Consider the following 25,483-nt stretch of genomic DNA (forward strand, 5'->3'; position numbering starts at 1 on the left):
AAATAAAAATATTTCCTAAAACTATAACATCAATACTGATGTTTATATGGTGTTGCGTAATTAATACACTATCAATTTACACCTCTGCAGATCCGACGCAACAGAGTTAGAATTTTATCATCTACTTAAAAACCTATCCATCTGATGTATACCTTAGGGATTAACGCGGCCTTTCATGACTCGGCTGCATGCATTGTTAAAGACGGTATATTGCTTGCCGCAACAGAAGAAGAACGCTTCACTCACTTCAAACACGGTAAACGGCCGGTCCCGTTCTCCACCTGGGAACTCCCCTTTCACGCAATTGATTACTGCCTGAAGGTTGCAGGTATCCACATAAATGAAATAGATAACATTGCCTACTCATTCGACCCATATTTACTTATTGGCGAAAACTATCGCGGAAAGGAAACTATCGAGATTCCGTTTGAGGAAGGCCGCTCACATTTAAATGATGATTTCTGCAACCCTTGGGAACCCCTGTTTTTATCATCTATAGTTAATGCGCCGGGGCAGCTAAGAGATGGTTGGCCACATCATTTGCAGCAACGCTTCTTTGGCTGTAACATAGGCCGCGAAAAATGGCACTTTGTAGAACACCACATAGCCCATGCCGCCAGCGCATTCAATTGCTCGCCGTTCAAAACTGCTGCTGTTATGACAGTTGACGGCCGCGGAGAGCAGGCGACTACTACGTACAACGTTGGCACAGGGCAACAATTAAACCGCATTGGCCAGGTTAACTTGCCCCATTCTTTAGGCTTGCTTTATGAAGATGTAACAACACATTTGGGCTTTCTTCACTCGTCTGACGAGTATAAGGTAATGGCCCTGGCATCGTATGGGAAACCCGAATTTGTGAAAGATTTTAGGGAAATTGTGCAAATAGGGAGCAATGGCCAATACACTATAAATAACCAAAACTTAACCGGCCGCTTCGGGCCAAAACGTCTACGACATGAAGAGTTTACAGCTTTCCATTTCAACATAGCACATTCTATGCAATTGGTGTTGGAAGAAGCGATGCTTGAACTTACCGGCTGGCTGCAACAACAAACCGGCGAAGAAAACCTGTGCCTTGCCGGCGGTGTGGCTTTAAACTGTGTTGCCAATGCCCGTATACGCGATAGAGGTCTGTTTAAAAACATTTGGGTACAACCTGCCTCTGGTGATGACGGTACTGCTTTGGGTGCAGCCCTGTGGATTGATGCGCAACAGCGAAAAAGCAACGAGAAAACCTTTGTAATGGATCATTGCTACTGGGGGCCGCAATATACTGATGCAGAGATTGAAAAGCAACTAAAGCTTTGGAAAGTACATTACCGCAAACTGGAAAACATCGCCGAAGAAACTGCAGACATTTTAGCGCAAGACAAAATTATAGGCTGGTATCAGGGCCGCATGGAATTTGGGCCGAGGGCCTTGGGTAGTCGCTCCATCCTGGCATCGCCAATTAACCCGGCTATGCAAGCGCGTTTAAATGAGGTTAAGGATCGCGAAGACTTTAGGCCGGTTGCTCCTGTTGTATTGCAGGAAAAAGCAAGTGACTGGTTTAATAATGCGGAGTACTCCCCTTTCATGCTATTCATTTATGATGTAAAGGAAGATAAGGCTGACAAGATACCAGCTGTTAGACACACAGATGGTACTGCCCGCATCCAGACAATAAACGAGCAACAGCACAAAGACTACTATGATCTGCTTAAAGCCTTTGAAAATAAAACCGGCGTGCCTGTGCTTGTAAATACATCTTTTAATACACTGGGTAAGCCAATTGTTTGCACGCCGAGGGATGCAGTTGAATGCTTTTGGTCGTCGCCATTTGACGCGTTAGTAATTGGATCATTTGTAATTGAAAAGGAAACCGGAAATGATAACCGCATCTATAGTGGTACCAACCTACAAGAGGCCGAAACTGCTAATTAATTGTTTAAAAGCACTACTGGCGCAAAGCTTTGATAGAAGCAATTATGAAATAATAGTGGTAAGCGATGGCCCGGATAGGGATACGGAGCAAATATTTCAGGATTTTGCAGGATATGATTATCCTGCTCTGAGATATTTGCCATTACCCAAAAAGATGGGCCCTGCTGCTGCACGCAATTTTGGATGGCAAAACGCAAAGGGTACAATAATAGCTTTTACAGATGACGACTGCCTGCCTCACGCACATTGGCTAAGGGAAATTGTAAATAATTGCAACCCTAACCTGGATCAGGTGGTTACGGGCAGAGTGATTGTACCGATAAGTAAAAGGCCTACCGACTATGAGCTTAATACATCGCACTTGCAAACTGCCGACTTTATAACGGCTAATTGCGCCTGTACAAAAAAGGCCTTGATAAAGGCAGGCGGCTTCGACGAACAATTTAGCATGGCATGGCGCGAAGACAGTGATTTGGAATTTAAGTTTATCAACAACAACATACCAATAACAAAGGTAGAGACGGCCATTGTAACGCACCCTGTTCGGAAGTCGGCTTGGGGTGTGAGTATAAAAGAGCAAAAGAAAACGCAATACGATGCTTTGCTCTATAAAAAACACCCCGCTCTGTTTCGAAAAAAAATAAGCGCCCGGTCGCCTATATTATATTATGCTATCATATTATCCTTCCTCACAATGCTTATCGGCGTTGTTATAGGGCATAACCAATTGGCAAGTATAGGCTTGGCGTTTTGGGCAGCACTTACCGGGTATTTTATATTTAAGCGCCTTTATTCAACTAAACTTAGTTTAAATCATATTTCAGAAATGATTGTTACCTCTGCAGTAATTCCATTTGTTTCCATTTTTTGGCAATGGTATGGCGCTGCTAAATACCATGTATTATACATTTAATAATGAAACTTCCACCGTCCGAAATTAAGAAGATCGCCGTTTTCCGTGCCCTGCAACTGGGCGATATGCTATGCATTATTCCGGCTATTAAAGCGTTAAGGAATGCTTATCCTGATGCAAATATTGTTCTGCTTGGGCTGCCCTGGGGCAAATCCTTTACAGAAAGGTTCAACACTTATTTCGACGGCTTTATACATTTTCCGGGCTATCCGGGCTTGCCCGAACAGGAACTTAATCCGAAAGACTTCACTGCTTTTTTGAAGCGCATTCAGGATGAGGAGTTTGATTTGGTTTTGCAGATGCAAGGCAATGGCTCGATAATCAATCCTATGATAGAGTTGTTTGGTGCAAAATATACAGCCGGCTACACCACTCAGGGGCATTACGCACCAGATAGCGGCTTATTTATGCAATACCCCAATGAAGGACATGAAATTGACAGGCATATAAAGTTGATGGAGTTTTTGGGCATCGAATCTCAGGGGAACGATCTTGAGTATCCGCTGACAACTGCAGATTATAATGCGCTTGATGAATTGCACCTCGACATTGAACCGAAAGGGTATGTATGCGTTCATCCAGGCTCACGAGGATCATGGAGGCAATGGCCTGTGCAATACTTCGCCGCCCTTGCAGATTACTGCATTGAACAAGGACTTAAGGTAGTACTTACAGGTATACCTCAGGAGGCCGAGATTATTGATGCCGTTATTGGTCATATGCGACACGAGCCCATTAATACCGTGGGCAAAACATCTATGGGTGCAGTAGCTGTTTTGATACAGAATGCTGCCATGTTAATATCAAACTGTACAGGTGTATCACATATCGCTTCAGCATTTAAAACGCCAAGTATTGTAATTAGTATGGATGGGGAGCCACATAGATGGGGACCATTAGATACCCGGGTGCATCGCACCATCAACTGGTTGCAATCGCCCGATTTCCACTCCGTGTTCCGCGAAACTGTTGAACTTGTTAGCCTGGCAAGTTAAGTAGATCACTGATTGCGTTAACAACGCCTTCTGGCCGGGGCGGAGGAATCAACTCCTGATACAGCTTACCGTTAACGTAAGCTATAATCTCATTTCGGCTGCGTAAAGCTGGTGGGACAGAAAACTCAAATACCCTGTTAGGTATGTTCCAAGGTGTATGCTGAGGGTTGGTTTGTGCATAAAGAGCTACAACCGGCGTGCCCACGGCTGCTGCAATGTGCAGTGTACCTGTATTTACACAAACCACCAAGGCAGCTTGTTTAATTAAGCAAGCAAATTGAGCAACGTCGAAACATCCGGCGACAGAAAAGCAGTCCACCCCTGCTTTCGCAGCTAACCCTTTTGCAAGTTCGCTTTCGGATTGCGAGCCGGTAAACAATACCTGGAAACCTTTTTCTACTGTTAACTTTGCAACATCGACCCACTTTTCCTTTGGGTATTCACGTTTTTCTTCACTTACACCGGCGTGTAATATAAGCCAGGGCTTATTGATGTCGACACCGTTGCTAACAAGGGTTGCTTCAACATTTGGCCACAAATCTTCATCAACTTGTAATTGCAGGTCTTCTTCTGTCGTTGTAGCGCCAACAGCGGCAACAAGATCCAGATCGCGGCGTACCTGATGTTTGATTAAGGAATAAGGTTCGATATCTGGCACCCAATCAGTTAGCAAACCGTAAGGGTTTTCCCGGCAATAAGCTAACACTTTAGGAATGCCTGCCATAAAGACCAGCATAGCTGTGGGTAATGGATTTTGGCTGTAGACCGTAAAAATTATAGCTGCATCAAACTCACGTAATTTGATTTCTTCAACCACCCTATTGATGCTTTCGGCGTCCGGCGATTCCTTTGATTTCACCCACGGAAGATCATATATGATATGGTCATCAATTTCAGGCATCAACCTGATTACGCCCTTAGCCATTGACGATGTAAGAACGGTTACCTTCGCACCGAAACTTTGTCTAAGTGCCCGTATGGCCGGGCCGGTCATGATCAGGTCGCCCATATTATCCGGGCGGATACATAATATATTTTTACAGTCTTTCCAGCTCATTAATTTGCAGCTAATATTCTCTGCGCGGCTTGATTTATATTTTCACAGATGTATGTCGGCTTCCTAAAGTCACCTTCCAGCCATTCGGTTTCGTTGCCGTTATTAATTAATACGGTTTTGCATCCGGCCCGGTTGCCTGCCTCAACATCATTCAAAATATCACCTATCATCCACGATGATGATAAGTCGACATTAAGGTCTGTCGCAGCCTTCAACAACATTCCCGGCTTTGGCTTTCGGCAATCACAATCAATATTAAAACCGCCTTGGTCACCTTCCGGGTGATGCGGGCAGTAATAAAATGCGGCCAAATCAAGCCCCTCATTGTTAAGCAAACTCTGTAGCTTAGTTTCTACGTCGGCCAGTTTGCCTCCTTCGAAAAGCCCCCGTGCAACTCCCGATTGATTAGAGATAACAGCTAACAGATAACCCTGCGCAGCAAGCTGTTTTAAGCCTTCGATAGCATTAGTTTCCAGTGTAATTAATTCAGGGTTTACGTTATACGGTATATCAGGGATAAGTGTGCCGTCCTTATCTAAAAAAATAGCTTTCGTCATTAAGCAGCCTTGTATTTGTTTAAGCTGATGTTTGAATTGATTGCAACCGGTTGCAAACGCATATACAAATTATTTACCTGCGACGACACTTTTGCCCAGGTAAATTGGCTGTTAACCCGCTTAATAGCATTCTCTCCCATTTGCTCAAGCAACGCGGGATCTTCAAATAATTCAGCAACCTTATCTGCCAGCATTTTTGGGTTATGCGGATCCACAAGTGCGCCCGTCTGGCCGTCGGCCACGCTGTATTTAATGCCGCCAACGTTAGAGCCTATCACCGGCGTACCGCAGGCCATGGCTTCCAACGGCGTAATGCCAAAAGGCTCATACCATGGCGTGGTTATAAAAATGTCCGCAGCCGAATAATAGAACTTGAGTTTATCCCGATTTTTCCGGCCTGCAAAAATAATATTGTCTACAACATTATGTTCGCGGGCAATGGTGAGTAAACGTGCATATTCGGGGCAAGTGCCTTCCTCCAGTTCTTCGCATTCGCCCCCAACAATCAATAGCTTAATTGTCTGTCCTGCAGCTTTCAGATAGCCAAGGGCACGTATTACATTGTCAACACCCTTACGCGGCACCATACGCCCAAGTTGTAAAATAATCTGCTCATGTTGCGGCAGGCCCAACAATTTGCGCGCAGCCTGCTTATCCATCGGTTTAAACTCGGTTGCACTAAAGCCGCATGGTATAATGGTGATTTTTTCTGACGGGGCATTGTAAAGCTCCATCAAATCAGTTTTATCCTGCGGGCATTCAGCAATAATATAATCTGCTTGTTTAACAGCTTCAGTTTCAATAGCGAGCCTTTCCATCGGGAAATTGTCATTACCACCCTGATGCGCTCTGCGTACGTAGCCAAGCGCATGAAAGGTAACAACAAATGGAATGCCTAACACCTGTTTTATACCCATAGCAACAAGGGCCGACATAAAAAAGTTGGCGTGTACCAACGAGTAGTCGAAGCGTTGCTCGTTAATGAACCTTAACATGTTGCTTTTAAATTCATCCATGTATTGCAAAAGCTCTTCTTTGGCAATAACATCTGCTGGGCCGGCACCAATGTGAATAACGCGCACTCCGGGCAACCAATTTACAATATCCTTTTGCGATACACTTTCGCGCCTGGTAAAAACGTCTACCAGGTACCCATCATTAGCCAAATGTTTAGCCAACTGCGCAACATACACATTTTGGCCACCAGTATCAACACCACCAAGATCAGCAAGGGGCGATGCATGTTCGCTTATGAAAGCGATATGTTTAAGCTGATTCTTCATAATATTACACCGCTAAGTTTAAAGTAGATGCCTGACTTGATTTGCTAACCACTTCCTCAAATAGTGATTCCCAATCCCGTGCAAATCTTTCTATCCCAAAACGCTTTAACGCAAGCTCACGACCATTAGCTCCTATCTCACGAGCCAGTTCGGGGTTGCTCAATAGCAAATTCATCTTATCTACGAGGTAGTTAATATCCGTGTGGATGAAGCCCGAGTATCCATTATCTATAACAGCAGATAATTCTGTTGTGGCAAGCCCAACAACCGGTATGCCCATCATCAAGGCTTCGCAAATGGCAAGGCCAAGACTGGTATATCTGATAGGGTTAAAGAAAAACCTGTAGCGGCTCTGAAACTCCGGCAACTGCGGATGCAAAACTTCGCCCAGGCCAAGATCACCGGTACCCATCCCAACCAAATCAAGCGGCACTTGCTCCTTTGCTTCCAAAAAAACATCAAGGCCAAGCAATCTTCCACGGCTGGGTAAGTTATTGATTACAACAATGCCCTTATTTAATTCGCCCGAGTACATTATGCCGCTATCGGTAACGCCGTGTTCAATTACTCTGGTAGGTGTGTTGTTATTGTCCCACATCAACTTGTTAAAATGTGTAACGTGAACAAGCGTTACATCAGGCGTATCTAATATGTGTTTGGTATCGGTAGGGTGCTGCCGGGGTGGGTCGTGCTCAATATATACTTTTGGCAACCGGCGTTGCTCTTCAGAAAGTATCGCAAACTGATCGGTAAGATAGTTATTGTTGGTTTGAAAGAGAATTACATCAAATTCATGATTTTTCACTTCTGCCGCAGGAACTTCAATTACATTATCAGCAAACGGAAAGGTTTCGCCACGCCCGTAGTATCCTTCGGTTTTTTCGGGCGTGGTAGGTATGTAGATGTCGTAATTCCCTTGAGATAGATAATATAAATAACTGCCGTGAATGTGCCAGGTAAAAATCTTCAATCTGTTTTTCATGCTTGGTGTGATGGTATAAAGTATCCATGAAAGACAACAACAGCGCCAAACAAAATTTAATTAGGAATACAATAAGTTTATTAATAAATAATTCAAGAGTTATAATTTAATCTTGCTTAAAACCGCCAAAGATGTAACGTTTCCATAACAACTGAACTTTTTGGTACGGACGTATCAAATTTTCGAATGTATGTTAATGTTAACATCTATATGCAATATTGACTTAAATACCATTCAAACGGCATTTTTTGAATTTTATAAAGCAGTCAGTAGAAATAAAACCAAAACGCTTCCCCAAATTGTGCAACTTGTTCCGCTTCCACAGTCCACACCACTCATAAAATTATAGTTAATTTTATTTTTCTTTAAACTTAAATAACTGAAAATCAACAACATATATATAACTCATAAATTAGTAAGCATCTGGCGGACAATTTGCAAATACGTGCGCAGGTGAAAGCCTACCCTAATTGATTGATTATTTTTTTAAACGAAAGCGATAACCTGCTTGGTTACTTGTGGTTATGAATTTACGACCCTCAGAAAAAATTTCTGTTACTGAATTAAACCGTGGCCTTAATTATGTAATTGCCGACGGCCTTTCGGCCGAAGCCATGGTTGTTTTTACAAGCGGCACCTTCTTAACCGCAATGGCTATCCACATGGGCGCTACAAACTTTCAGCTGGGTTTGTTGGCCGCGTTGCCAACATTCACTACCATTTTCCAGTTAGCCTCCATATGGTTGGTTCAAAGGTGGAACAATCGTAAAGCCATAACCTCCTTATTCAACTTGCTTGCGCGTTTCCCGCTTATTGCCATCGGCGTTATGCCATTGATGTTTAGGGGCACTACAACCATACAGGTATTACTTGTATTACTATTCTTCCAACACATTTTTGGAGATATTGCGGGCGCTAGTTGGAACTCGTGGATGAAGGATCTGATACCGGGCGAGCGGCTTGGCGCATTTTTTAGCAAACGCAGCCGGATGGCACAAACACTTAATGTAACGCTTAGCCTTGCAACAGCAATGGGGATAGACTACGTTAAAGCCCACTACCCGGCTCACGAAATTACGGCCTATACTACCCTGTTCCTTGCCGGCGGTGCGTTGGGTATGATAAGCGTATTTTTGCTATTGCGTACACCTGAGCCCAAACCAACTCCAATGGATGACAAAGTATTAAAGCTTTTTGGCCGCTCACTAAAGGACAACAACTTTAGAAATTTGCTAGCCTTCAATTCGCTTTGGGCATTTGCACTTAATCTGGCTACACCTTTTTTTGCAGTATTCATGCTTAAAACCATTGGTTTGCCGTTATCATACGTAATTGGTCTTGGCATTTTAAGCCAGCTAAGCAGCATTGCTTTTATCAAGCTGTGGGGAGCTTATTCGGACAGGTTTAGCAACAAAACTATTATAAACATATGTGCACCGCTTTACATAACATGCATTGTTGCTTTTGCCTTTACAGCAATGCCTGCGTCTAAACTAACTGCCATTATTTTGTTGGGATGTATACACGTAGTAACCGGACTATCAACCGCAGGAATAAACTTGGCGCTTAGCAATATCGGCATGAAACTGGCTCCAAAAAATGAGGCTATTGTTTATATATCTGCCAAGAATATGTTTGTGGCATTCTTTTCAACTATTGCGCCCATGGTTGGTGGCCTGCTGGCCGATTTTTTTGCAGGACACCATATAAGTTACCAAATTAGTTTTGCGGGCACCACATACACTATTATAGATCTGCAGGGGTGGAATTACTTTTTCATAATTGGCGGCACCCTTGCCTTTGCGTCTTTGCAATTGTTAAGTAAAGTAAAAGAGGTGGGTGAAATCAAGAGTAAGAAAGTAAAGATGCACATGCGCGCCGCATTGCGTAACAAGCTGAGGTCAAATATTGGGCGTGAGTTTACCGATAACCTATACGCACCGTCAATAGCCGTACGCAAAAATGTTTCACGCTTAATTAAAAAGACGCAATTATCGCCTCCGAAGTAGGATGATAATTTAAATCTTGTAGTCAAGCGTTCTTAAATACAAGAAACTAATTTTATCAAACAGAAACATCCGCGATTCGTTCAAATTAAAGTTTAACGACCACACACAAGCGGATATGAATCTTGATAACACAGACAAGGACAAAGAAAACCTCTCGAGGAAAGAATTTTTGGCAATCACCGGCAGATCGGTAGCCGTTGGCGCAGCCGGCACTTTAAGCCTTGCGGGGCTATTGCAGAACGATGCGTTTGGACAAACCTCCAACAAAGCCATGTCGCCTCCGGCCGCCATCCCGCCAGGAGACGAGGAGCCGATAGTTTTAGAAGCCTGGAAATCTGATGTTGATCAGCAGTCGGGGCCTACCCCAACCCCATTGCCGCCTGACAGGCGCGTAAGATATGCCGTTGTAGGCTTGGGGCATTTAGCTCTCGAAGAAATCATACCCGCTTTGTTCGCCTGTAAAAAATCAAAACTGACTGCGCTGGTAAGTGATAGTCCCGAAAAGATGCAAAAAGTTGCAAGACAGTACGGCATTAAAGCCGAAAATTGTTACACGTACCAAACTTACGACAAGCTCAAGGATAACATGGAAGTAGATGTGATTTACATTGTGCTTCCAAATTCGTTGCATAAAGAATATGTTATTCGTGGTGCGAAAGCCGGCAAGCACATCTTGTGTGAAAAGCCGATGGCCATCTCGGCAAAGGAATGCGAAGAGATGATTGCCGCTTGCAACAAAGCCAATGTTAAACTCATGGTTGCCTATCGCATACAGTACCAGCCGCATAACCGCAAGCTTCGGGATTTGGTTAAAGACAAAACCTTTGGAGTACCAAAATTTGTTGAAGCCTGCAATTCGCAAAGCAGCGCCAACCCGGCACACTGGCGCCATAAAATTGCCTTAGCCGGGGGTGGCGCCCTGCCAGATATAGGTTTATACTGCTTAAACACTACGAGGTTTATTTTAGGCGAAGAACCAACCGAGGTATTTGCCTATCAATACAGCACTCCGGGCAACCCGCTGTTTACCGAGGTGGAGGAGTTAGTATCGTGGCAGATGCGTTTTCCAAGCGGAGTAATTGCAAATTGCTCTACAGATTATAACGTGCACGAAAGCCGCCGTTATAGAGTGATGTGCGACAGAGGTTGGCTTAACATGGATAAGGCATATGCTTATAAGGGCCAAAAGCTTACCACTGCAAAGGCGGATGGTAAGATGGAAAAACAAGAGGAGATTGGCTTAGCGGAGATAAATCAATTTGGTGCCGAAATGGATCACTTTTCCGAGTGCATTTTAAAAAATAAGCGCCCGTTTACTCCTGGCGAAGAAGGCTTGCAGGATCATATAATTATGGAAGCCATTTATAAATCTGCGAAAGAAGGCAAACCGGCAAAAATCGTCAAGCGCGCTGATGCAAATACCCATGGCCCGGAACCGGTAGTAACTTAACATTTACTTATATTTTGCAGATCTGAATTAAGTGACAATTTATAACGAATTTATGAAAACAATATCTCCACATTCTGGTTTGTATGCTGTCAGTTAATGAACTGGCGTTATATACTTACTTGACCGTTTGCCTTTCATGACTACCGATCCTAAGAAAATAATTCTTTTTGACGATGATGAAGATATAATTTCGATATGCTCATATATACTGGAAGAGGATGGCTGGGAAGTCCATTCGTTTACGGATTGTAACGACGTTGCCGAACGTGTAAGCAGTATTAAGCCTAACGTAATATTAATGGATAATTGGATTCCTGATTCTGGCGGTATAGCAGCAACGCAGATCTTGAAAAACGATCCCGACTTAAAATCTATCCCTGTGGTATATTTTTCGGCCAATAGCGATATCCAAACATTAGCTAAACAAGCCGGAGCCAACACTTATTTGGCCAAGCCATTTGATTTGGATGATTTGCAACAAACCGTTTCTGCCTATTTGTAGTTTGAAGTAATTGGCTCACGAAAAAATCTCACAATAAACGGTTATACAACCAAACAATTAATTTTAAGATGCCTTTTTATAAAAAAGGGAGTAGCGCGTTTTGGAAAAACATATTTTAATATTTGAAGACAACCTTGATATTCTTGATGTACTCAAGCAAATTTTTACAGATGAGGGCTACCAGGTTACAGGACTTACAGCAATTGATGATGCCATAAAAACGGTATCCGCACACAAACCCGACCTGGTTATCACTGATTATATATTGGATGGAATAAATGGCGGCGAATATTGCCACCAGATAAAAACTAATAGTGCTACCTCTCATATACCGGTTATGATATTATCCGGCTACTCGGTACTGTTAGATTCTTTGGGTGATTACGGCGCAGACGCAATTGTATCTAAACCCTTTGATGTGCAGGACTTACTAAACAAGGTGCAGGAATTGCTTAACGGGCAACTGAGTGCCCGCTGATTTTTTTAAATGCTTGTTATTCTTATAAGGGGATTGTGAACCAAAAGGTGCTCCCCTGGCCTACTCTGCTATCAACACCTATTTTACCGTTATGGCGCTTTATAATTTCTGCCGAAATATAAAGGCCTAAGCCTAAACCCGAAAAATGGGTAGACGACTCCTGCACACGGAAGAAGCGGTCGAACAAAAATCCCTTTTTACTATCTGGGATACCTATGCCAAAGTCCTGCACGGTAATTTTTAGTTCCTTGTCTACAATGTTACAAGTAATTTTTACTTTGTTTGCCTCTGGTGAATACTTAATTGCATTAGTAAGGAAATTGATAACTACCTGTTCCAGTCGTACGCGGTCTGCACTTACCATCGTTTCACAATCAACACCCAAAACCAATTCATGCGAGTTTTCTTGCGCCATTACTTCGTCAATACATTCCCTAACCATTGCATGTGCATCAAAGGTTGTGTAGTTAAGAAGCATCTTACCCTCTTGTATCTTAGTCACATCCAGAAGGTCATTCAGTAATATTGTAAGTTTGCCGGTTTGCTTATTGGCCTTATCAATAAAAGCAACCATTGGGTCGTTTTCCTTCCTCTTACGGGCCATGCGCTCCAATATCTGTAATGATCCTTTTATACTGGTAACAGGCGTTTTAAGTTCATGGCTTGCAATGCTCATAAACTCGTCTTTCTTCTGCATAAGCTCATCCTGCTGCTTTACTATTAAGTCCTGCAGTTCGGTACGTCGCTTTTCGGCCTCCTTTTGCTTAGATATATCTATAATATAGCTAACAGATGTTTTTTCGCCGTCCTGCTCCAAAAGTGCCGAGCCCATCAAGACCCAAATATAGGAGCCATCTTTTTTGATGTACTGCTTTTCAAATGGTGGGCATATTCCGTTTTGCTCCAGCTGGTCAACAGCCCAGAAACTTATTTCATGATACTCTGGCGGTGTTATGTTCAGCCAGTTCATACCCATGACTGCGGGGTCATTTTCCTCATAGCCCAACATATTTAAAAAGGCAGAATTTGCCTCTAAAATCTCTCCGTCGAGCCGCGCAAAAAGCATCCCGATCATATTGGACTCAAACACTTTTTTAAACTTGCTTTCGCTGTCGGTAAGGCGCTTTTCAGTTTCTATTAGCCTGGTTATGTCTACAACCGAGCCCACAAGGCGGTAAGGTGTCTTAAATTCATCTTCAAGCACGCTGCCGCGGTCAAGTATTACAGCGAAAGAGCCATCGGCTTTTTCAAAACGATACTCGGCCGACCATTGCATGATGTGGTGGTTAATGGCATGGTATACACTATCCTCTACCCTTTTTCTGTCATCCGGATGGATCTTGTCTATCCAGAAACCAATGCGGTTGGTTTCTTCATTTCGTGGATAGCCAAACATGGTGGTAAAGTTTTCGCTTCGCCACATGGTATTGTTTACCAGGTTCCAATCCCATATAGTATCATTAGTAGCCTGCGACACCAGCTTAAACCGCTCCTCACTTTCAGAAAGTTTGCGGGTGCGCTCATAAATCTTGTCCTCCAATTGATGATTTAAATTGCGCAGACCCTCACGGGCAGTAATCAGTTCGTGATAATTTTTACGCAGCTTCTGCTCGGCGGCGTGTCTTTCACTTACATCGGTAAGACTTACAATAAAGCCATCGTTCATCTTAGCAATAATCACGTGGTACCACAAATTATCGCCATCCTGTATCTCCGTTTGCAATGGCTTTCCGCTTTCAACCACCTTAATAAGTTTGTCGATGCTTACAGTTTTAATAAGTTGCGGAAACTCCCTGATGGATGGATGTGCCTCCATCTCGTCGTTAGTTTTATGGAATACGGCAGCAGCTGCATGGTTATAAGCAAGGCATTTGAAATCAGCAGCTTTATAATCATGTGTCTTGCTTTTCCTAAATGCCAATATAGCAGCGGTACTGGCGTTAAATACACCCGAAATCATGTTATTGAGCTCGGTAATCTTGGTAACATCTACAAATGATATTACTACCCCGTCGCGTTGCTTGTCCTTTTTTACGTAAGGCATTATACGCATCAGGTTATTAGTACCGTTCTTAAGCTGAATTTCCTTTTCAACTACTTTATCCTTAGCCAAAACGGTGTGGATATCGTTGATCAAGTCATCATAGACAAGGTTACTGGAAATGTGATTTATTGGCCGGCCTATATCAGCCTCAATCAGGTTAATCATTTTTATAGCGGCCGGGTTAAACTTGCGAATGTGCAAATTGGCATCTATAAACACCTGGCCGATGTCCGTGCTTTTGAAGTAATTGTCTAAATCGTCGTTTAGTTCGACAAGCTCACGAATTTTGAGCTGGTGCTCCGTATTTAAGGTATGTAATTCCTCATTGAGGGATTGCAGTTCCTCATTCCCCGATTGCAATTCCTCATTAGCAGACAGCAGCTCCTCATTGCTTGATTGCAGTTCCTCATTGGTGGTTTCCATTTCCTCAACGGCCATCTGCAAATTAATACGGGTTTCGCTCAGCTCCGCCTCCATCTCCATCAGGTACTCTTGTTGCGGGGCGCCATCCACCGGTGGCAAAACAATACCTTCTTTTGCAAAAACATCTACCTTCACCTCGGCAAACATCAATAGCGTGTATCCATTTGGTGAGCGGCTATCAGGTGGCTTAACGGTAATTTGTAATTGTAAGTCGTTGTCGCCCTTTTTAATACGGACTTTATTTAAATGAACTTTTTGATGTTCTTTCCAGGCTCTCCGTATAGCTGCATTAAGCGCGATAGAAACGTCGCGGCTCACCATGCTCAGTACGTTAAGTTCGAGCTTTTTTTCGGGCAGTTCCAGAAAACGCCTAAAATCACCTATAGTTTCTTTTATAATGTATCCCCTATCTATAAATATACCAACGGGGCCAAATTCCTCCATCACGAGGGATTTAAACTCCTCCTCGATGCTTTTGGTTGTGTCAATCGGTTTTACGGGAATCCTGTTATCTGTGTATTTTAGGTTTGTAGTAGCCGCAGTGTATGTGTGATGCAAACCATAGCTAACCGTGCCCGACTTTTGGTAAATTTTCCACTTACTGCTTATTTCCGTCACGCCTTCCCTGATACTGGCCGCGTTTTCGCTCGATCCTAAAAACAGGAAACCGTGTTTATTAAGTGAATAATGAAAAGTAGCAATTACTTTTTCCTGCAGTAGCGTATTCATGTAGATGAGCATGTTACGGCAGGTAACCAAATCATTTTTTATAAAAGGCGGCGATTTGATAACATTATGCCTCGCAAAAACAATTTGCTTACGTACAGACGGGATTACCGAATACCTGTTGCCCTCCTTTATAAAATACTTTTTTAAAATGTCGGCAGGTATTTCTTTGGCAACGCTAAGTGGGTAACTGTTCTTTGCAGCAATCTCAATGCTCGACTCGTCAACATCGGTCGCAAAAATTTTCACTTCCAGATGTTTGCCTATTTTAGCCAGATGATCGTTGATGAGTACAGCAATGGTGTAAGCCTCTTCTCCGGTGCTGCATGCACAAACCCAAACTTTAAGTATTTCGCCTTCTTGCTTAAACTTAACAATGGTGGGTATAATGTCCTTTGCTAATATATCGAACGCCGGCTTATCTCTGAAAAACTTGGTAACGCCTATTAAAAAGTCCTTGGCCAAAAGTTTTACTTCCGCCGCGTCCTTTCTTAGCAATTCAATATAATCGTTTAGCGTCTTTATTTCATTGGTGGCCATGCGCCGGGCAATGCGCCGCAAAATGGTAGGTGTTTTATAAAGGTTAAAATCCTGACCGCTGCTTCGGTGTACCAGCTCAAACAATTCATCTAATAGCTGGTCGTCAAAATCTTGTCTATCTAATGATGGCACACGGCTTTGATTTACGTAGTTGTAAATCTCGACATGCATTTTTGATGGCGGAAGCACAAAATCGGCATTGCCGGATGTGATGGCACTGTTTGGCATGCCATCAAACTTTGCAGATGATGGGTCCTGTACAATAACCATCCCGCCAAATTCCTTAATCGCCTCCACGCCTTTGGTGCCGTCGGTACCGGTGCCCGATAAAATGATAGCTATTGCTTTTTCCTTTTTATCCTTGGCAAGGGTAAATAAAAAGGTATCTATTGCGGTATTGGGTAACTTGTCTTTAAGCTTGTCTGCCAAACGCAGTTTATGACCTTTAATGGTCATTAATTTTTTATTGGGGATGATATAAACACAATCCCTTTGCAATGTCATATCATTGGTAGCCTCAAACACTTTCATGTGGGTGTGTTTGGAAACCAACTCAACCAACAAGCTTTTATAATCTGGCGATAAGTGCTGTATAACCACAAATGTAAAACCCGAATTGCCGGGCATGTGGTCAAAAAAATCATGAATAGCCTCAAGGCCACCGGCAGACGCACCAATAGCAATGATGTAACGATCAAGCGGTTTTGATTCAGGAAAGGTGAGTTGCTTTGATTTTGCCACGCCGTTGTTAATTACACTAAAGCCTGTTTTGTTTTAAATTCATAAATAAAACTGCGTAACACATCGGCAACACGCATTTCTTGCGGCGTCCAGGCGTTAGAGGTATGGTGCACCTGTTCTTGCCATATTTTAAAGGAATTGCGCGGATGATAATTTTTACCATCAGCCTCAAAATTAATAGCCTGGTTAGGGTTACCACCCCATTTAATTTCCTTTACAACTTCAGGCCGGAAACAAATCACGAAATCGCCTTTAGCAAAATCAACAGGCAGTACAAGCACGCCACTTGCTACACCCGCCACCGAAGCAGCATCTTCATACACCTGCGGCAAGTGGTCTGTAGCATAAACGGTTTTGACCACTTTACTTTGCAGCCATAAAACCATGTCGCCAATAAAATCCTTGTCGGGAACAACTCCGTTGGTGTAAGTAGTTCCGTTTAATATAGCAACAACGCCCGTAGAATCGAATAAATTGGCCAGGCCTTTGCCCTCCGTTGGAAAAAGGCCGTCAATAAGGTCGTTTTTTGAATAAACCTGTGCAATCAAGTCTGTTTGCTCTCGCTGTAGTTTAGTCTCCTCCTCAAATCTTTCCTTATAAAGTATGGATGTAATTTTATTGGATATTACCGATGATAATAACTCACAAACTGCGCAAAGCTCAAAACTTAAGTAATGCGGCGTTAAGTGATGACAAGCTATTAAGCCCCATAGCTGCCCCTGGTACACTACCCTTATTGACATGGACGCTTGCACATTCATATTCTTTAAATACTCAAGATGTACTGCAGCAACCCCGCGTAAGTTGCAGTCAGACAGGTCAATAAAGCTTTGCGTAACGGGATTTATCACCGGATACAACCGAACAGGTTGGTATTCCCGGTCGGGTATTAGCCGGTATGGATTTTTCAAGTACAGCTCCCTTGCCTGCTTTGGTACATCAGAAGCAGGAAAAGTATGGCCCATGTAATGCTCAAGCTCGTCGTCTACCTTGTCTTCTGCAATAACGGTACCATTCCATTCGTTGTCAAAACGGTACATCATCACACCATCAAAGCCGGTAACCTTTCTTAATTCGCTGATAGCAACACGGCTAACTTCTTCAACTGAAGTGGCGTGTTCAATGGCCGCAATGGCATATCGCACTTCGCCAAACACGTTAACAAAGCTACGTTCAGACGCTGCCGCCCTGTTCTCAATTTCCAGTATAAGATACGCTTCTTTTAAATGAAGCAGAGCCGGCAGTTTCTCATTATTGATGGTAAGCGTAGCGGGAATTTTTTCTTTGCTAAGCCCGTTGTAACTGCGCAGTAATTCCTGTAGGTTTTCGGTGTCGGTAAATTTGGATATCGATTGACCGATTATTTGGGGTAAATCTGTATTAAATAGGTTAGCCACATTTTCACTTACCTGTAGGATGTTCAGATCTGCTTTATTCACTATGAGCAGGTAACCGTATGATTGCACTACGTTGATGTGATGCAGTGGTAGGCTTCCGCAAAATTCCGAATCAAAGTTTTTGTTTTTAACCATTAAGTTGGCAATATTTTCTCAATCCGATAGCACAAATCCAATGAATTAACAAAGTGCAAATAGCGAATTAAATTAACGATAGATAGTTTGCTAAAATAGAGTTTTCTCGCGTAGAAACAATTCCCAATACACAACTATTCGGAGTTAAGATAAAAAAGCATTAAGGGTGCCCGAAAAATTTTATCACAAGAATAGAACATTCATTTTTATTAAATAATTAAACCATTAAGAAAACTATCTATGATTGCTGCTGTATTAAAAATGGCTTTGTTATAAAGCCTTACAACTACAGTGAAAAAGGAAGAGATACATCTTGATGACTGGCAACGCATTTTATTCGGTGTGGCACCTCCCGAATTTTTAGTTGAAGTACTTATAAGGACTGTTATAACCTACCTTATACTGCTTGTAATTGTACGCTGGCTTGGCAAACGCATGAGCGGCCAACTTACCATTATGGAAATGGCTGTTATGTTAACCTTAGGTGCCATAGTATCTGTAGCCATGCAGGTGCCAGACAGGGGTATTTTGCTTAGTGCCGTGGTGTTGCTTTGTACACTGGCATTTCAGCGTGGACTCGGCTGGTTGGGATATAAAAATAATGTTATCGAAAACATTACGCAGGGTACCTTAAACATATTAGTAATTGACGGTAAACTGCAATTGAATGAAATGGAAAAGTGCCGCATATCCAAACAACAACTATTTGCACATCTGCGGAGCAAAGAAATTTACCAATTAGGTAAAGTGAAACGTGTTTACCTGGAAGCGGGCGGATTGTTCAGCATTTTCCCGGCATCACCGCCGCAGCCAGGCTTATCACTGCTACCGCCTGATGATACTGAATTGATGGAGGCCTTGCCAAAAGAAGTACTTGTGGCCTGTATAAACTGTGGATATGTACAAGCGTCTGAAGACAAAAAAAATTGCCATGACTGTGGCCAAAACAATTGGATACCAGCAATTAACTGAGAATGAAACCAGAGGATATTAAGTTTGGCGATTTACAGCGAATGTTCATTGGAGAGGTGCCCGGTGCTTTCTTTATTGAATTGATTATACGTGCACTAATTATCTACCTGATATTAATGGTAGCCATGCGCAGTATGGGCAAAAGGATGTCGTCACAATTAAGCCGTAATGAATTGGCAGCAATGGTATCACTTGCCGCAGCTATTGGTGTGCCCATGATGGCGCCAGACAGGGGCATATTACCGGCCATTGTTATAGCCTTTGTATTGGTTGCCATTCAGCGCACTATTGCGAAAGCGGCCTCAAAAAATCAAAGCTTCGAACGCCTTACGCAGGGAAACATTAGCACACTAATTAAAGATTCCGTAATTGAGGTGAAAGCATTGGAAGCTGTTGGCCTGTCTCGAGAGCGCCTTTTTGCCGAGTTAAGATGTAATAGTATTGCACACCTTGGAGAAGTTAAGCGGGTTTACATTGAAGCGAACGGCGCCTTTAGCGTTATTAAAACAGATGACGTAAAAAGCGGACTTTCCATTATCCCAAAAATTGATAAAAGCTTTTTGGCTGCGTATAGTCATGACGATAAACAAGTTTGTTGTTTTTGCGGCTATACAGCTATACAACATATTAATGACACTGATTTAAACAAGTGCCCCAACTGCCAAAAAACAGAATGGACGGCGGCAGTACAATTGAATTAATTGATGCTTTCAAAAAAGTTAAATACCATGCCCACAGGCCTTGCAAGCAGATTGTTATTATTTTTAATTGCTGTGCTTATAGCATCAGCGTGCAAAAAATCGCCGGCTGGTTATGATAACAGCAAGCCTGCATGGTATAAGCAAGCCATAATTTATAACCTGGATGTAAAGGTATTTAAAGATAGCGACGGCGACGGGCTTGGCGACTTTAACGGATTGACATCTAAATTGGATTACTTGCTTTCTCTCGGCGTAAATACTATCTGGCTTGCCCCTTTCCAGCCCTCGCCCTGGGAAGATGACGGTTATGATATTACCGACTACATGGTTGTTGACCAGCGCCTTGGCAGCGAGCAGGATTTTAAGAATTTTATAAAGGCTGCAAAGGCGAAACACATAAGGGTAATTATGGATATGGTGCTTAACCATACATCAAGCAGGCATCCGTGGTTCCTGGCGAGTAAAGATTCGAGCAGTGTAAAACGCAACTGGTACCTATGGAGTAGGCAACGCCCTAAAGATTGGGACAAAGGTATGGGCTTTCCCGAGGTAGAAAAGGAAAGCTGGCGGTTTGACAGCGCCGCTGACGCTTATTACTTTCACCGGTTTTACCGCTTTGAACCCGACCTGAATTTCCAAAACCCTGCATTAATGCAGGAGTCGAAACGTATTCTTGACCACTGGCTCTCGCTCGGACTGGATGGCTTCAGGTTTGATGCCGTACCGTTTATTATTGATGATCCGAGAAAGTCCAGCGAAAAGCCCGATCATGATTTTACCTTACTGCATCAGTTGGCGGGTTATATCAAGGTTAAAAATCCGCAGGCCTTGATATTAGGGGAAGCCAATATATCACCCGAGGAAAACAGGGACTATTTTTCGAAGAACAATGACGGACTTGATATGATGTTGAATTTTGAGGTAAACGAGTATACCTTCCTGGCATTGGCAACCGGCAAAACAAAGGAACTAAAAAAAGCACTTGAAGTAACCGCAAAGAAACCAGCGTCCGATCAGTGGGCCGTATTTCTGCGGAACCATGATGAGGTTGACCTGGGTAAATTGAACAAGAAAGATTTTGAACTGGTTAATCAAAAAATGGGTCCCGACTCAAATATGCAGCTTTACGGACGGGGCATTCGCAGGCGTTTGGCACCTATGCTAAATAATAACCAACAACGCTTACAACTTGCCTATAGCTTGCTTTATGCCTTGCCCGGCACACCAATTTTGCGCTATGGCGAAGAGATAGGCATGGGCGATGATTTGCATTTGTTTGAACGCCTTGCTGTGCGTACACCTATGCAATGGGATAGCAGTGCCAATGCGGGATTTTCAAAGGCTAAAAAGACCTTCCGGCCAGTTATTGATACAGGCTTATATAGTTATAAAGCTGTAAGTGTACAAAAGCAATCCCAGCAATACTTATCGCTGCTAAACTACATACGCAGGCTATCATCACTACGCAAGCAATATCAATTAGCAGGAAAAGGTCAATGGAAACTTTTGGAAACCAATACAGACAATGTGTTGTGCCTTCTACATGAGGATGGCAAAGGCCCGATACTCACAGTATTCAATTTTGCCGAAAGGCCTTTAACAGCTGAGATTAAAACGGACTTATCCGGATCGGCAGATAAAGAGCTGCTTACCGGCCAGGCAAGTAAATTAAGTATAACAAATGGCAAATTAACTATTCCGCTTACCGGCTACGGCGCGCAATGGTTGCTTTGGCATGTAAACAATTAATACTTTTTGCGATGAACAGATTAGGAAGAATTGCTGCAACAGATTTTATGGGTACAAATATCATGACCCTATCAAGCGAGCTGATGTCATTATTAGCAGGCGAAAATTTTAGTGAGCCCGATCATTTAGAAACCATGATAAGTCGCCTTGCCCCCGCTTTAAGTAAGCATAGCAAAAAAATTGCCGCTTGGGGGGCGCATTATGCAATGGGCTTTATCTTCGCCGCTATTTATGTTGAGCTGTGGGAGACCGGAAAAATCAAGCGAAACATCAGAAACGGCCTGGTATTGGGAGTAATAAGTGGAGTTGCCGGGTTTTTAATTTGGAAGGGTACTTTTAAAGCGCACCCCCTGCCGCCGTGGTTAAATTACACCCATTACTATTGGCAGCGTATACCTGCACACGTTGTGTTTTCGTTGGCTGCTACTATCACACATAGATTATTATACAGCGACAAAAAGCATTCTGGTACGTTGTAAAACAGGTAAATAAATTAACCAAATGTTAAATGGAACAGAAGTTGATACCTGCTATATAAAACATATACCTATGGCAACGAAAGAAAAAAAAGACCCGTGCTGGTCGGGCTACAAAAAAGAAGGAACAAAAAAGAAAGACGGCAAAACCGTACCGAACTGTGTTAAAAGTTCTTCTAAAAAAAGTTAATAGTAGCTTCTTTTAAAACTAGAGCAAATGGTAGCAGACACTTTACACCCCTGCTACCATTTGCTATCAAATTGCTTGTCTCGCACCATCATTAGTTTTGTAACACCTACAAAACATGACACTACCCTCACCAACATCAGGTCAATAGATATTTGAGTAATTAAGTGCGCATAACGGAAAAATAGTTATTTGATATTATCAAATGAGTTGCCTTATTTCGTTAGTTGTTTTACAACGGTTGTTGTTCCCACTTATGCGTAAAGCCATCCACTTTTTATTTTGCTTTTTACTGTCCATTAATATACTCTCAGCTGCAGATATTAAAAGCATAGGCGTGCCTTACGTTCAAAACTACACCAAGGCGCAATACCAGGCGGGAAATCAAAATTGGGCCATTACACGCGATGAACGAGGCATAATGTATTTTGGCAACGCCGAGGGGCTGCTGGCTTATGATGGAAGTTACTTTCAATTACATACAATGCCCAACGGGCAAATTGTGCGGTCGGTAGCTGCTGACGGCAAGGGCAAAATATACACCGGCAGTTTCGGCGAGTTTGGATATTGGGAAACCGATAAGCTTGGTTTTCTACGATATCATTCCCTCGTAGCTTTAGTTAATTCCACAGACTTAGCAAAAGAAGAAATTTGGAAAATATACGTTGATAACGACAGGGTTATCTTTCAATCTTTCGGTTCTATACTTATCTATTCCAAGGGCCATGTAAAAGTTATTAAGGGTGCTAAGCCTTTTCTGTTCTTGTTAAAAAGCAACAACCGTTATTTTGTTGAACAGGTAGACGCCGGGTTATTTGAACTAAAGAACAACAAACTCGAGCTGTTGCCCGGCAGCAGTATATTGGGCAATAGCGGCGTGCTTTCGGTATTGCCGTTTACTAACAACCAGTTCCTCATCGGTACGGCAAAAAATGGTTTGTTTATTTATGACGGGGCAATTATTAAACCCTGGAACAACCAAGCCAACGATTTCTTAAAAACCTTTCAACTAAATAATGGCGCCGCCATATCGGGTAAATACTTTGCTTACGGCACCATACTGAACGGTGTGTTTATTATAGATGCTGCCGGCAATATTGTGCAACACATTAATAAAGCCAGCGGCTTACAAAATAATACCGTACTGAGCCTGTACACAGACGCCGAGCAAAACCTATGGACCGGCCTTGACAACGGAATTGACAGGATTGAACTAAACTCCCCACTTTATTTTTACTTCGATAAAACGGGCAGATTTGGTACAGTTTATAGCAGTATAATTTTTAATGGAAAGATATACTTAGGTACCAACCAAGGCTTATTTTACAGTGAATGGACGCACCAAAGTACTGGTCGGTCCCTTCAAACATTTGACTTTAAATTGATCCCCGGTTCTCAAGGACAGGTATGGGATTTATCGCTGCAAGACGGACGTTTGCTTTGCGGCCATAATAACGGCACGTATCAGGTAAATAGCGGTTCGATAAACAAGATATCTGCTCAAAGCGGGGGATGGATCATAAAAAAACTTAATGACGACAAACTGATCCAGGGCACTTATACGGGCTTGGTTATATACCGTAAAGATGCCGGTGGTAATTGGGTGTTTAGCCATAAAATACAGGGATTTAATGAGCCGTCGCGCTATGTAGAGCAGGACAGTAAGGGTCAGATTTGGGTTAGCCATGCTTACAAAGGAATATATCAACTTACGCTGAGTGAGGATTTGCAAAGAGTAATCAAGACCAAATACTACGACCAAAACCAAGGCTTGCCGGGAAGCTATAACATTGGCGTATTTAACCTGGATAACCGGATTGTATTTTCGTCAGATGCCGGATTTTATATCTATGATGACATAGCCGATCGCTTTGAAAAGTATACGCAACTCAACAAAAAACTCGGGAGCTTTGCATCATCCGGCAAGGTCATACCTGCAATAGCGAAAAAATACTGGTTTATAAATAAAGGCCGGGTATCGCTGGCAGATCTATCCGTTTCGGGAAAGTTAAGTATCGACTCTAACAGGTTCAGTATTCTGAACGGGCAAATGGTGCAGCATTATGAAAATATAAGCCTCATTAATAATTCCATCTACCTCATTAGCGTTGATGATGGCTTTGTGATACTAAATGATGAAGACATAAGGAACAAGATTAATATAAAGGTTCCTCAGGTGCTTATCAGGAAAGTCGAAAACATCACCGACAAAGCACAGATGATAGCTGCGGATGCTGGCATTGAGCAAGAGTTGGAGCTACCCTATTCCCAAAACAACATTCGCATATCTTTTACCCTACCTTATTACCGACAGGCTAAGGTTAAGTTTCAATACTTCCTCGAGGGGTATTCGAAACAGTGGTCTGACTGGACAGCGCAGAGCGTAAAGGATTTTACCAACTTAAATAACAGACATTATGAGTTTAGGGTGCGTGCCAAAATCAATGATGAGGCCATATCAAAAATAACAACATTAAAGTTCGAGATATTGCCCCCTTGGTATTTAAGTAGGGTTGCAATGATTTTTTATGTTGTTCTTATAGTACTTGGGTATTATGCTATCAGATACTATTATAGGTTTAAGCTGAGCGAACATCAGCTGCAGATACAAGGCCAGTTACAGCGTGAAAAAGAAGATTTTTTACAACGGGAGGCCTTAGCTAATGAACAGCACCGCATTACAATAAAGAATGAACAATTGCAGGCCGACCTGGAGAGCAAAAACAGAGAATTGGCAAACTCTGCAATGAACATAGTTTACAAGAATGAGCTGTTGCAAAAGATTAGTGATGAGATAAGGAAGTTTAAGGACAGTGTAGGTAAAAGTTTGTCCGACGATCAGCTTAAGAAAATCAACAAGGTTATTGAAGAAGGTATGACAGATGAACGGGACTGGAATATTTTTGAAACCAGTTTTAACGAAGCCCATGAAAACTTCTTCAAAAAATTAAAACACGATTACCCGGAGCTCGTCCCGAACGATTTAAAACTGTGCGCTTATCTGCGCATGAATATGAGCAGTAAAGAAATGGCCTCATTATTGAACATATCTTTAAGAGGTGTCGAGATAAGGCGTTACAGACTGCGTAAAAAGCTGAATTTACACCATGATAAGAACCTAACCGAGTTTCTCATGGAGGTATAACACTACATCATTACCTCTCAAACGTGATGTTTTTAGCCCGTTACTAAAGTAGCTAGCTGTAGTATGTACATGTTACACACCAATCACGTCAAATA

Annotated in this window: 18 protein-coding genes; 12 read left to right on the top strand and 6 right to left on the bottom strand. The window is 42.6% G+C overall.

Annotated features, from left to right (window positions below; genetic code table 11):
- Positions 1 to 144: 144 nt before the first annotated feature.
- Genes FPZ43_RS03425 through FPZ43_RS03435 form a run of 3 tightly spaced genes read left to right on the top strand, consistent with a single transcriptional unit; the run spans position 145 to position 3,834 of the window.
- A complete protein-coding gene (locus FPZ43_RS03425) occupies positions 145 to 1,926 on the top strand; it encodes a carbamoyltransferase family protein (RefSeq protein ID WP_146380432.1) in 1,782 nt (593 codons plus the stop codon).
- Positions 1,871 to 2,839: a glycosyltransferase gene (locus tag FPZ43_RS03430; RefSeq protein WP_146380433.1), complete on the top strand. Its 969-nt coding sequence runs from the start codon at positions 1,871 to 1,873 to the stop codon at positions 2,837 to 2,839. The genes FPZ43_RS03425 and FPZ43_RS03430 overlap by 56 nt, the downstream gene beginning before the upstream one ends.
- 2 nt (positions 2,840 to 2,841) lie before the next feature.
- The gene (locus FPZ43_RS03435) at positions 2,842 to 3,834 is read left to right on the top strand and encodes a glycosyltransferase family 9 protein (protein ID WP_146380434.1); all 993 of its coding nucleotides are present in this window, start codon (positions 2,842 to 2,844) and stop codon (positions 3,832 to 3,834) included.
- On the opposite strand, the gene FPZ43_RS03440 is transcribed toward FPZ43_RS03435, so the two are convergent.
- The 4 genes from FPZ43_RS03440 to FPZ43_RS03455 are packed head-to-tail and all read right to left on the bottom strand — an operon-like array spanning position 3,818 to position 7,713.
- Entirely contained in the window at positions 3,818 to 4,891 is a 1,074-nt protein-coding gene (locus FPZ43_RS03440; protein ID WP_146380435.1) for a glycosyltransferase family 9 protein, read from the bottom strand. The two genes, FPZ43_RS03435 and FPZ43_RS03440, sit on opposite strands and share 17 nt — an antisense overlap.
- On the bottom strand, positions 4,891 to 5,448 hold the full coding sequence (locus tag FPZ43_RS03445) for a D-glycero-alpha-D-manno-heptose-1,7-bisphosphate 7-phosphatase (protein WP_146380436.1): 558 nt from the start codon (positions 5,446 to 5,448) through the stop codon (positions 4,891 to 4,893). The genes FPZ43_RS03440 and FPZ43_RS03445 overlap by 1 nt, the downstream gene beginning before the upstream one ends.
- Positions 5,448 to 6,731: a glycosyltransferase family 4 protein gene (locus FPZ43_RS03450; RefSeq protein ID WP_146380437.1), complete on the bottom strand. Its 1,284-nt coding sequence runs from the start codon at positions 6,729 to 6,731 to the stop codon at positions 5,448 to 5,450. The genes FPZ43_RS03445 and FPZ43_RS03450 overlap by 1 nt, the downstream gene beginning before the upstream one ends.
- A 4-nt stretch (positions 6,732 to 6,735) precedes the next feature.
- Positions 6,736 to 7,713: a glycosyltransferase family 4 protein gene (locus FPZ43_RS03455; RefSeq protein WP_146380438.1), complete on the bottom strand. Its 978-nt coding sequence runs from the start codon at positions 7,711 to 7,713 to the stop codon at positions 6,736 to 6,738.
- A gap of 524 nt (positions 7,714 to 8,237) precedes the next feature.
- Between FPZ43_RS03455 and FPZ43_RS03460 the strand changes: the two genes are divergently transcribed.
- The 4 genes from FPZ43_RS03460 (at position 8,238) to FPZ43_RS03475 (ending at position 12,152) form a co-directional block, all read left to right on the top strand.
- The gene (locus FPZ43_RS03460) at positions 8,238 to 9,722 is read left to right on the top strand and encodes an MFS transporter (RefSeq protein WP_146380439.1); all 1,485 of its coding nucleotides are present in this window, start codon (positions 8,238 to 8,240) and stop codon (positions 9,720 to 9,722) included.
- Positions 9,723 to 9,837: 115 nt separating this feature from the next.
- The gene (locus FPZ43_RS03465) at positions 9,838 to 11,172 is read left to right on the top strand and encodes a Gfo/Idh/MocA family protein (protein WP_146380440.1); all 1,335 of its coding nucleotides are present in this window, start codon (positions 9,838 to 9,840) and stop codon (positions 11,170 to 11,172) included.
- Positions 11,173 to 11,308: 136 nt separating this feature from the next.
- A complete protein-coding gene (locus FPZ43_RS03470; protein ID WP_146380441.1) occupies positions 11,309 to 11,674 on the top strand; it encodes a response regulator in 366 nt (121 codons plus the stop codon).
- Positions 11,675 to 11,774: 100 nt separating this feature from the next.
- Positions 11,775 to 12,152 (top strand): response regulator, encoded by a 378-nt coding sequence (locus FPZ43_RS03475; protein WP_146380442.1) that lies wholly within the window; start codon positions 11,775 to 11,777, stop codon positions 12,150 to 12,152.
- A gap of 22 nt (positions 12,153 to 12,174) precedes the next feature.
- Here FPZ43_RS03475 and FPZ43_RS03480 read toward each other — a convergent pair whose 3' ends face one another.
- Together FPZ43_RS03480 and FPZ43_RS03485 are read right to left on the bottom strand one after the other, a co-directional pair.
- Complete coding sequence (locus FPZ43_RS03480) at positions 12,175 to 16,626, bottom strand: chemotaxis protein CheB (protein WP_146380443.1); 4,452 nt, start codon at positions 16,624 to 16,626, stop codon at positions 12,175 to 12,177.
- 11 nt (positions 16,627 to 16,637) lie between these two features.
- On the bottom strand, positions 16,638 to 18,158 hold the full coding sequence (locus FPZ43_RS03485; RefSeq protein ID WP_146380444.1) for a GAF domain-containing protein: 1,521 nt from the start codon (positions 18,156 to 18,158) through the stop codon (positions 16,638 to 16,640).
- Positions 18,159 to 18,449: 291 nt separating this feature from the next.
- On the opposite strand from FPZ43_RS03485, the gene FPZ43_RS03490 reads away from it, so the two are divergent.
- The 5 genes from FPZ43_RS03490 (at position 18,450) to FPZ43_RS03510 (ending at position 25,388) form a co-directional block, all read left to right on the top strand.
- Positions 18,450 to 19,130 carry a DUF421 domain-containing protein gene (locus FPZ43_RS03490; RefSeq protein WP_146380445.1) on the top strand — a complete coding sequence of 227 codons (681 nt, stop codon included), beginning with the start codon at positions 18,450 to 18,452 and terminating at the stop codon, positions 19,128 to 19,130.
- 2 nt (positions 19,131 to 19,132) lie between these two features.
- Entirely contained in the window at positions 19,133 to 19,831 is a 699-nt protein-coding gene (locus FPZ43_RS03495; protein ID WP_146380446.1) for a DUF421 domain-containing protein, read from the top strand.
- Positions 19,832 to 19,858: 27 nt separating this feature from the next.
- The gene (locus tag FPZ43_RS03500; protein WP_186461751.1) at positions 19,859 to 21,580 is read left to right on the top strand and encodes an alpha-amylase family protein; all 1,722 of its coding nucleotides are present in this window, start codon (positions 19,859 to 19,861) and stop codon (positions 21,578 to 21,580) included.
- A gap of 11 nt (positions 21,581 to 21,591) precedes the next feature.
- Positions 21,592 to 22,059, top strand: a complete 468-nt coding sequence (locus tag FPZ43_RS03505) for a hypothetical protein (protein WP_146380448.1) — start codon at positions 21,592 to 21,594, stop codon at positions 22,057 to 22,059.
- Between the two features lie 440 nt (positions 22,060 to 22,499).
- Complete coding sequence (locus FPZ43_RS03510) at positions 22,500 to 25,388, top strand: triple tyrosine motif-containing protein (RefSeq protein WP_146380652.1); 2,889 nt, start codon at positions 22,500 to 22,502, stop codon at positions 25,386 to 25,388.
- Positions 25,389 to 25,483: the final 95 nt, after the last annotated feature.

This window comes from Mucilaginibacter pallidiroseus (assembly GCF_007846085.1).
Lineage (GTDB): Bacteria > Bacteroidota > Bacteroidia > Sphingobacteriales > Sphingobacteriaceae > Mucilaginibacter > Mucilaginibacter pallidiroseus.